This window comes from Vibrio sp. MMH1-50, assembly GCF_022347645.1.
In the GTDB taxonomy this organism is placed as follows: Bacteria; Pseudomonadota; Gammaproteobacteria; order Enterobacterales; family Vibrionaceae; genus Vibrio; species Vibrio harveyi.
The window spans coordinates 114055-123521 of the sequence record NZ_JAKRGG010000014.1; the positions used below are offsets into that span (position 1 = coordinate 114055).

The following is a 9467-nucleotide window of genomic DNA, read 5'->3' on the forward strand; positions in this document are numbered from 1 at the left end:
ATGGCATGTCATGGGCAGCAAGAGTATCATAAACCCTTGTATAGCCAAACTACCTCTATACAAAGGCTTGGAGGTGGTTTTACTATAAAAGAAGGCGACTTCATTTACTCGTGTGTCGATATCAGCCGTTCGACAATTGTTTATAAAACATGGTTTAAAAATAAACGTTTATAAAAACAAAGCTCATCAAGAGCAATAAGCTCAACAAACACGATTGAAGCCAAGCCAATAATGGAAGCAAAGCATAACAATAATGAGGCATGCAATGACGGTAATACGCACGCAGGATGTCATCAGCAGTGTTGCTGATGCGCTACAGTATATTTCTTACTACCACCCGCTAGACTTTGTTCAAGCCCTTGAAAAAGCCTACCACCGTGAAGAGAGCCAGGCGGCAAAAGACGCCATCGCTCAGATCCTAATTAACTCTCGTATGTCGGCAGAAGGTCATCGACCGATCTGTCAGGATACGGGGATCGTGACTTGTTTCGTGAACATCGGCATGGGCGTCCAGTGGGACTCGACCGATATGACGGTACAACAAATGGTGGATGACGGTGTCCGACAGGCTTACACAAACCCAGATAACCCATTGCGTGCCTCGGTTCTTATGGACCCTGCTGGTAAGCGAATCAATACCAAAGACAACACGCCAGCAGTCGTGCACATTAATATGGTGCCTGGAGACAAAGTTGAAATTCAAATTGCTGCGAAAGGTGGCGGTTCTGAGAACAAAACTAAGATGGTCATGCTGAACCCGTCAGATGACATTGCAGAATGGGTAGAGAAAACGCTACCAGGTATGGGCGCTGGCTGGTGTCCTCCAGGTATGCTTGGCATTGGTATCGGCGGCACTGCAGAAAAAGCAGCGGTACTGGCAAAAGAATCTCTAATGGAACACATCGACATTCAAGAGTTGATTGACCGTGGTCCTCAAAATGCGGAAGAAGAGCTTCGTCTTGATATCTTCAATCGTGTAAACAAACTTGGCATCGGTGCTCAAGGCTTAGGCGGTTTAACGACAGTTGTTGATGTGAAAATCAAAACTGCACCGACTCACGCCGCTTCGAAACCTGTGTGCTTGATCCCGAACTGTGCAGCGACACGCCACGTGCATTTCACTCTTGATGGCAAGGGACCGGCAGAGTTGACGCCGCCAAAACTGGAAGATTGGCCAGACATTACTTGGGAAGCAGGCGAGAACACACGTCGCGTTAATCTTGATACGGTCACCAAAGAAGAAGTCCAAGAGTGGAAAACTGGTGAAACCGTTCTGCTGTCTGGCAAAATCCTTACTGGTCGTGATGCGGCACATAAACGTATCCAAGGCATGCTAGAGGCGGGAGAAGGTCTACCAGAAGGTGTCGATCTTAAGGGTAAGTTCATCTACTACGTTGGTCCGGTTGATGCAGTGGGTGATGAAGTTGTTGGTCCTGCAGGTCCAACAACCTCCACGCGAATGGATAAGTTTACTGACATGATGCTAGAGCAAACGGGCATTATGGGTATGATAGGTAAAGCCGAGCGTGGTCCAGCTACGGTTGAGTCAATCAAAAACCACAAAGCCGTTTACCTCATGGCGGTAGGTGGAGCGGCTTACTTGGTTGCGAAGGCGATCAAAAAAGCACGCGTTGTGGCGTTTGAAGATTTGGGTATGGAAGCAATTTACGAGTTCGAAGTTGAAGACATGCCAGTTACCGTAGCAGTTGACTCAAATGGTGTAAATGCGCACCAAATTGGTCCAGATACGTGGAAAGTGAAAATCCAAGAGATGGAAGCGTAAGCCACGAGTTGCTAATTTGTCAGGTCACAAGGTTTGTGTCATGCGGAGTCTGACTCGGCGAGGCGCAGGCGTCTCAATCGAGAGAATGTGACAAAGTGCTGATTTACCTAGCAAACATTTGACAAAAGTGCAGCGAAAGCTGCACTTTTTGTCTATATAATCAGATATAAACTTATAGGCATAACAAATTTTGTTGTTATGCTGACCATGATTAGGAGACGGCATGCCTCGTTTTATTCAAATTCTACAAATAGTCCTTGCGGTTGTGATCGGTAGCTTTGTGGGCTACGACTTGATCCTTCACGGCATCAGTATCTTCGATGAAAAATACGTCACCATCACTTGTGTCTTGTGGTTGATTTTGGAGATTGCACTGTTTGTTATCTACAAGCTTATCGAAGACGATTAGAGTGTAAACTGGTTATCAAGATCCCCGAAGCCTCTGAAGTTCTCAGAGGCTTTTGCGTTTTTAAACGTCAGATTTTGCCGTGAATACTTTGTTCATCTTTGATTAAGGTTGGTAAAATTACACTGCGTAGCAGAAATTGATGAGATAAATAAAAAGTATGAAAAGAATAATGCAAGAAGTGAATGACTTTATCAGCCGTGGTATGGACGCCAATGTCCGAATCGCCGTGACTGGGTTATCTCGAGCGGGGAAAACCGCCTTTATTACTTCTTTAGTCAATCAACTGCTGCACACTGCGACACACGATAATTTGCCACTGCTTAATGCGGCCCGTGATAAGCGCCTGATTGGGGCTAAACGTGAACCACAAACGAACATGATGGTGCCACGTTTTGCCTATGACGAAGCAATGAGTCAAATTCATGCTACACCTCCCCAATGGCCGGTGCCGACTCGTGACGTGAGCGAAATTCGTCTTGCACTCAAATATAAACCGAACAAAACCACTAAAAAGCTGCTGAGCAAAACCGCGGTATTGAACGTCGATATCATTGACTACCCGGGTGAGTGGCTTCTTGATTTACCTTTGCTTGATATGGATTTTGCAAGCTGGTCTCGTACCCAGTTTGATGCGCTAAAAGGTCAGCGTCTTGAACTTGCCAACCCTTGGTTAGAGGCGCTTGATTCTGTGGATTTGAATGCAGAAGCCAGTGAAAAACAGCTTGAGCAGGTTGCTAATGCATACACAGATTATTTGCATGCTTGTAAAGACTCAGGGCTACACTGGGTGCAACCTGGTCGATTTGTTTTACCGGGTGAGCTTGCTGGTGCGCCAGTGCTGCAGTTTTTCCCGTGTCGAGTTGACGAAGGGGTAAAGCCTTCTAAAGGCAGTAACCTCGCGATGCTAGAAGCGCGTTACCATGAATACCAGCAAAAGGTCGTCAAAGCGTTTTACAAACATCATTTTGCTACTTTCGATCGACAGATCGTACTGGTCGACTGCTTGCAGCCACTTAATGCGGGTGATGAAGCTTTTTATGATATGCGCCAAGCGCTTGAACAGATCATGCATAGCTTCCGGTATGGGCGCAGTAGCTTCTTGCGTCGTTTGTTCTCACCAAAGATCGACAGAGTTCTGTTTGCTGCGACGAAAGCGGATCACGTGACCCCAGATCAGCACCCTCACTTAGTGTCATTGTTACAGCAAATGGTCCACCCAGCATGGCAAACCGCAGCGTACGAGAATATTGAAATGAGCTGCATGAGCATTGCGTCGATTCAAGCGACCATGTCAGGCTTTATTGCCTCCGGAGATAAAACCGTCCCCGCGCTGCAAGGCACGACGTTAAAAGGGGAGCCAATGACGATGTTCCCGGGAGAAGTCCCTAAGAAGCTGCCGAATACCGCTTATTGGCAAAACAGTGGCTTTGATTTTACTTCTTTCCGTCCAATGCCTTCAGAAACGGATGAGCCGATGAAACACATTCGCCTAGACAAAGCATTGGAATACCTATTGGGAGACAAATTGAAATGAGTGAACTAAAACAAAAACAAGTCTTCTCAGAAAAAGTGATGCAAAGTGATCAAGAGAGTGTTTCTCCTGAGTTGACGGCTCAAAAGACGTTTTCAGAAAAAGAAACCTTCGTACCTGTGGCGATTGAAGAGCAACAGGATGAAACAGAACAAGAGTTACAGTTTGAACATGTCATTCGCCCGAGAGTGGGTCGCAAATGGCTGACAACGGGGCTCTTTGCAACCTTTGCCGGTTTAGTTGGTTGGCAGGCGGTCGATTCTGTCGTTACCGCAGTACAAACTGCTGATTGGCTTGCTCTTGGCTGGGCTGGCTTTATCACCACTATCGCTTCTTTTGGTTTGGGTGCACTAGGCAAAGAGCTATGGAAGCTGCGTAAACTTCGCAATCATTTTAGTGTGCAGGAAGAAAGCGAAGGGCTTATTGATAGCCAAAGCGTCGGTAAGGGCAAAGCCTTTTGTGAAAAAGTGGCGGAGCAAAGCGGCGTGTTGGCAGAAAACCCGGGGTTTGATCGTTGGAAAAACAGCGTAAACCCAGCTCATAGTGATGCCGAAATTCTAGACATGTATGATTCCATGGTTGTGAGTCAGCAAGACAAGCTCGCAACCAAAATTGTTTCGCAACATGCAACTGAATCTGCCGCGTTGGTGGCTGTGAGCCCATTAGCAGCCGCTGATATGTTGCTGGTGGCATGGCGTAACTTCAAAATGATCGACAATCTTTCGAAGGTGTATGGCGTTGAGCTGGGGTATGCTTCACGCATCAAACTGCTACGTGCAGTGTTCGTTAACATGGCAGCAGCAGGTGCCAGTGAGCTCGCGATTGATGCCAGTATGGATCTGATGTCGATGGATTTAGCTGGAAAAGTCTCTGCGCGAGCAGGGCAGGGTTTGGGTGTGGGTATTTTGACTGCGCGCCTAGGGCTCAAATCGATGGCACTGCTTCGTCCATTACCTTGGTATCCGGAGCGTCAGGTGAAACTAGGTGCGATTCGCAAAGAAGTGGTGGCGAAAGTTGCATCAATCACGATGAAACCGTAATCAATGTCACCTTTGACGGTGAGGATTACTTGACGCCATTCCAAGCTTGGTAGAAACTACTGTCAACTTTTCCTGACAGTTGTGATTTGGGATATTTTCAGTGCGTCTTGAAGTCTTTTGTGAAGATAGACTCGGTCTTACCCGAGAACTGCTCGATATTTTAGCGTCTAAAAGCATCGATTTACGTGGTATCGAAATTGATATTAGTGGCATCATTTACCTAAACTGCCCTGATATTGATTTTGATACCTTTAGCGAACTAATGGCAGAAATCCGCCGTATACCGGGGGTCAAAGACGTACGTAAAATCCAATTTATGCCAATGGAGCGCCACAATACTGAGTTGCTCTCTTTGGTAGATAATCTTCCAGATCCTGTCTTTGCCATCGACCTCAAAGGTGCGGTAGATATGGCGAACATGTCAGCATTGTCTCTACTTGGTCAGCACAAACAAGATGTGATTGGCACTCAAATCGGAGTTTTGTTACCGAGTGTTCGTTTTTCTCGTTGGTCGGAAGGCGTTAATGCCCGCACTCGTGAAAGCTTAGTGATTGATGGTTTGGACTACATTCTTGAGTTGATGCCTGTCTACATTAAAGACGAAGCGCAAAACTCAACTCTTGCTAGTACGTTGATGACTATTCGCTCTAGCCAGCAAGGTGTGCAGATAGAAGAAACTCTGCCATTGCATAACCAGTTAGGATTCGAGCATTTTGTTGGTTTATCGAATCGCCATAAGGCGTTGATGAACCAAGCGAAAAAACTGTCAGTGCTTGACCAACCCCTATTGATTGAGGGTGAAACTGGTACTGGCAAAGAAATGCTGGCAAAAGCATGTCATAGCCGATCTGGACGCGCGAGCAAGCCATTTATGGTGCTGAGTTGTGCGTCGATGCCGGACGATGTTGCGGAGACCGAGTTATTTGGTCATGCACCTGGCTCGTTTAATCATGAGCAAGGGCATAAAGGTATTTTTGAGCAAGCCAATGGCGGCACCGTTTTTCTCGATGAGATAGGCGAGATGAGTGCGCACTTACAAATCAAACTACTTCGCTTTTTACAAGATGGAAACTTCCGTCGTGTTGGTGCAGAAGATGAGATGCATGTTGATGTGCGTATTATTGCCTCAACCAAGCACAACCTAGCCGAACTTGCCGAAGCAGGTAAGTTCCGTGAAGATTTGTATTATCGTCTCAACGTTCTAACGTTGAACATCCCGCCGCTGCGTAAACGCTCGAACGATGTTGCACCATTGCTGGATTTGTTTGTCACAAAACATGCTCAGCAGCTTGGTATCGATAAACCAGAACTCGATGATGAACTTGTTGATGCGTTAGCAAATTACCAGTGGCCCGGTAACATGCGTCAGTTAGATAACATGGTGCTTCGCGCGCTGACTGAGATGGAAGGTCATTTGCTAAAAGCGGATAACTTTAATCTGCCTCAACCGCAAGCAATGGGCGGAGGTAGCGCAACCTTGAACCTTGATGGATCATTGGATGAGATCATGCGTGATTACGAATCGCAGATCTTAGAGCGTTTGTATCAATCTTTCCCATCAAGCCGTAAGCTTGCCAAGCGATTGAATGTCTCTCATACCTCTATCGCGAACAAGTTGCGTGATTATGGTATTCGTAAAAGCTAGGGTATTCGTACAAACTGGGCTATCCGAAAATTAATCCGAAATTAAATGGAAGTTGTCATTCGTAATGGAAGATAAAAGCTCCTCAATCGCCGTTCACAAGTTGGACGGCGACTTGCGTCTACGTACCGCAGAAATTGGTGATGCCGATATGATTGCGGCGTATTTTCAGACAAACCGAGAGTATTTAGCGCCTTTTGAACCAAAACGTGAAGAGGCATTTTACTCTGTCAACGGCTGGCTACAAAAGTTGATAAAACTGAACGAGCTGCATAGATTGGGGTTGGGCTACTACTGCCTACTCGTTCACGCTGAATCAGGTAAAATGCTCGGGACGCTCTCTTTCAGTAACCTGACCCGTTTCCCATTTTATGCCTGTAATGTGGGTTACTCTCTTGCTGAAGATGCGCAAGGAAATGGCTATATGCGCCGCGCGTTGAAAATGGCATGCGACTATATGTTTGATGTACAAAAGTTACATCGCATTCAAGCTGGCTACATGCCGCATAACACGCGAAGTGAAGCTGTTTTGCAACATGTCGGATTTGAAAGAGAAGGTTACGCAAAGGATTATTTGTTGATCAACGGTGAGTGGCAAGATCATGTGCTGACATCGCTGACTAACCCGAATTGGAATGCAGAGGCTCGATAGATGGAAAGGCTGGAAAAGCAGTTGGCGCTTTTGATAGAACTAGACCAACTGAAAAGCGTACTTCGACGCACTCGAGTAAAAAGCGCTGATGGACGTCTGGAAAATAGCGGTGAGCACAGCTGGCAGGTTGCGCTAATGGCTGTTTTAATGCAAGAGCACGCTAATGCTCCAGTTGATATTGCGCGTGTGATGAAAATGCTGCTTATTCATGATGTGGTAGAGATCGACGCGGGCGATACCTTTGTTTATGATGTTGCAGCGTCTAAAGAGCAAGAAGAGAAAGAGTTCAGAGCGGCTCAGCGTTTGTTTGGTATGTTACCAAGCGATCAAGGTGAAGAACTGCTCGCTCTGTGGCATGAATTTGAAGCCGCGCAAAGTAATGATGCTAAATACGCTAAGGCGTTAGACCGCCTTATTCCAATGTTGCTCAACTACCACAATGATGGTCAAAGTTGGAAAGAAAATGGGGTGACGCGAGAGCAAGCGTTAACCATCAATAAAAGAATTGAATTTGGCTCTGTCACATTATGGGACAAGGCTAAAGAACTGATTGAAGATGCCACCGAGAACGGTTGGTTGAAGTCGTAAGAAAGGAGACTGAATGTCTTATTTGCCTTTGGATGAATACCAAAGAAAATGGATTTTTACTCACCAGTCAATGCCAGTGCCGGAAGAAGACCTAGAGTTTATCAAACCAATGAGTCAAGCTCGCGCCGCGCAGTTCTGGAAAGAGAACATCAGTGCGCAAAGCCCTGATGCAGATCGTTTGAGCTCATCAGACTGGCCAATGAAAGAGTCTAACTGGTCACAAGAAGTCGATTGGATGGCTGCTTGGGAAGCTGATGAACCTGAACTTCCAGAAGAAGTGGCGACGTTTATTGACTGGCAAGATGATGTAACCGTGTACTTTTGCTATGAGAAATACAACGTGATTGAGACGAAGTGGTCAACGTTTAAAAAACACTGGAAGAATTTCTTGTTCTACGACGATGGTCCGATTTTGATTGGTCGTCGCCGCGCTCAAGCTCTGTGGTTTGACTCCAAAGGAAACGTCAAGCTAGGAGAGCGCCACTAGCACGACTTTCGCGCATAAATGGCTAAAGCCACCGATGTTTTACTCGGTGGCTTTTGTTTTTTATAGGCTCGATAAAGGGCTCAATACGCCGCCAGCACCTCGCTCGATTACATGCGTGTATATTTGTGTGGTTTTTACATCGGAATGCCCAAGCTGTTCCTGAACCGTGCGTATATCTGCACCGGACTCGAGTAAGTGCGTCGCAAAGCTGTGTCTGAGCGTGTGGCAAGTGACTGACTTTTCTATGCTTGCATCTTTTGCGGCTCGCTTCACTGCTCTTTGTATCGCGCTTTCATTGATATGGTGACGCCTAAACTCTCCTGTTTCGTTGTCGACATTTAACTTGGTGGAAGGGAAGAGGAAGTGCCAATTAAAATCCAGCTCGGCTCCAGGATATTTTCGACTTAAGCCGTCGGCTATATTTACACCCGCATAACCTGCCACATGACGATCTTTTTGGTAATAATCTCTTGCTAAGTTTACTTGTGCTTTTAATGGTTCATGTAACTCTTTTGCCAGTGTCACTGTCCGGTTCTTGCCCCCCTTTCCTTGCCAAACTCTGATTGCTCCATAATCGTAATCGATATCTTGAATCCGCAATCGGAGACATTCCATGACTCGAAGCCCTGAACCATATAACAATTGAATATGGAGTTTATATCGTGGATCAATATGTTGAACAAAGCGGCGTACTTCATTCCTTGTTAACACCACTGGCAATTTCATTTCAGCCACTGACTTTTGAAATCGCATGTTTAATGAAAGTGGCATTTGAAAGTATTCACGGTATAAAAAAGAGATAGCATTTAATGCGAGAGCCTGCGTTTTTACTGCCACTTTTTCTTCAATCGCGAGGTGGCTAAGAAAGCCTTCAACATCATCTTCAGAAAGTTTCGAAGGGTGGGCTAGCTGGTGGAAATGTATGTATCGCTTTATCCAAAATAGGTAGGCTTCTATGGTCTTCTTGGCATAGTGACGTGAGATCATATGCTCTTTCACGCTGAGTAAAAACTGACTTTTCATTGTTTAATTTTAACTGGTTATTTATACAGTCTTATTAAATTAGCGTGTGTAAACGAATTAGGCACGCCTGCGCCGTCTAATTGCGTGGTTGAGCACACAGATTCATACTGATTTTCTATTTGTTTCATGCAGATAAGTGCTAGCATGCATACTTTCTTTTGCATGAAAGAAGGCGGTAGCGTGCCTGAAAGATGGCTTAGAGCCGTATAGAAAGCGTTATTTCCGCAACGGATCTCTCAGGCTGAATGTACGTGGTTGTAGCCTAAGAGTGAAAGTGACGGGGTAATAGGTTGGAAAAGCGGCGAAAAGGGC

The 9467-nt window shown here is 45.9% G+C and carries 9 protein-coding genes; 8 read left to right on the forward strand and 1 reads right to left on the reverse strand.

Annotation, left to right across the window (positions count from 1 at the left end; genetic code table 11):
• The first annotated feature begins 265 nt into the window (after positions 1-265).
• From MHO32_RS13015 to MHO32_RS13050, 8 genes are all read left to right on the forward strand, one after another.
• Positions 266-1783, forward strand: a complete 1518-nt coding sequence (locus tag MHO32_RS13015; RefSeq protein ID WP_239212391.1) for a fumarate hydratase — start codon at positions 266-268, stop codon at positions 1781-1783.
• A gap of 223 nt (positions 1784-2006) precedes the next feature.
• Positions 2007-2192 (forward strand): hypothetical protein, encoded by a 186-nt coding sequence (locus tag MHO32_RS13020; RefSeq protein WP_005433708.1) that lies wholly within the window; start codon positions 2007-2009, stop codon positions 2190-2192.
• 157 nt (positions 2193-2349) lie between these two features.
• On the forward strand, positions 2350-3726 hold the full coding sequence (locus MHO32_RS13025; RefSeq protein WP_239212393.1) for a YcjX family protein: 1377 nt from the start codon (positions 2350-2352) through the stop codon (positions 3724-3726).
• Positions 3723-4763 (forward strand): YcjF family protein, encoded by a 1041-nt coding sequence (locus tag MHO32_RS13030; RefSeq protein WP_199480009.1) that lies wholly within the window; start codon positions 3723-3725, stop codon positions 4761-4763. The genes MHO32_RS13025 and MHO32_RS13030 overlap by 4 nt, the downstream gene beginning before the upstream one ends.
• Positions 4764-4863: 100 nt before the next feature.
• On the forward strand, positions 4864-6408 hold the full coding sequence (gene tyrR / locus MHO32_RS13035; RefSeq protein WP_009698366.1) for a transcriptional regulator TyrR: 1545 nt from the start codon (positions 4864-4866) through the stop codon (positions 6406-6408).
• 64 nt (positions 6409-6472) lie between these two features.
• A complete protein-coding gene (gene rimJ / locus MHO32_RS13040; protein ID WP_239212400.1) occupies positions 6473-7057 on the forward strand; it encodes a ribosomal protein S5-alanine N-acetyltransferase in 585 nt (194 codons plus the stop codon).
• Positions 7058-7645: an HD domain-containing protein gene (locus MHO32_RS13045; protein WP_239212402.1), complete on the forward strand. Its 588-nt coding sequence runs from the start codon at positions 7058-7060 to the stop codon at positions 7643-7645.
• Positions 7646-7658: 13 nt separating this feature from the next.
• The gene (locus MHO32_RS13050; protein WP_005445216.1) at positions 7659-8132 is read left to right on the forward strand and encodes a DUF2947 domain-containing protein; all 474 of its coding nucleotides are present in this window, start codon (positions 7659-7661) and stop codon (positions 8130-8132) included.
• A gap of 60 nt (positions 8133-8192) precedes the next feature.
• Here the strand turns inward: MHO32_RS13050 and MHO32_RS13055 are convergent, their stop codons facing one another.
• A complete protein-coding gene (locus tag MHO32_RS13055; protein ID WP_029790024.1) occupies positions 8193-9155 on the reverse strand; it encodes an integron integrase in 963 nt (320 codons plus the stop codon).
• Positions 9156-9467 lie beyond the last annotated feature (312 nt).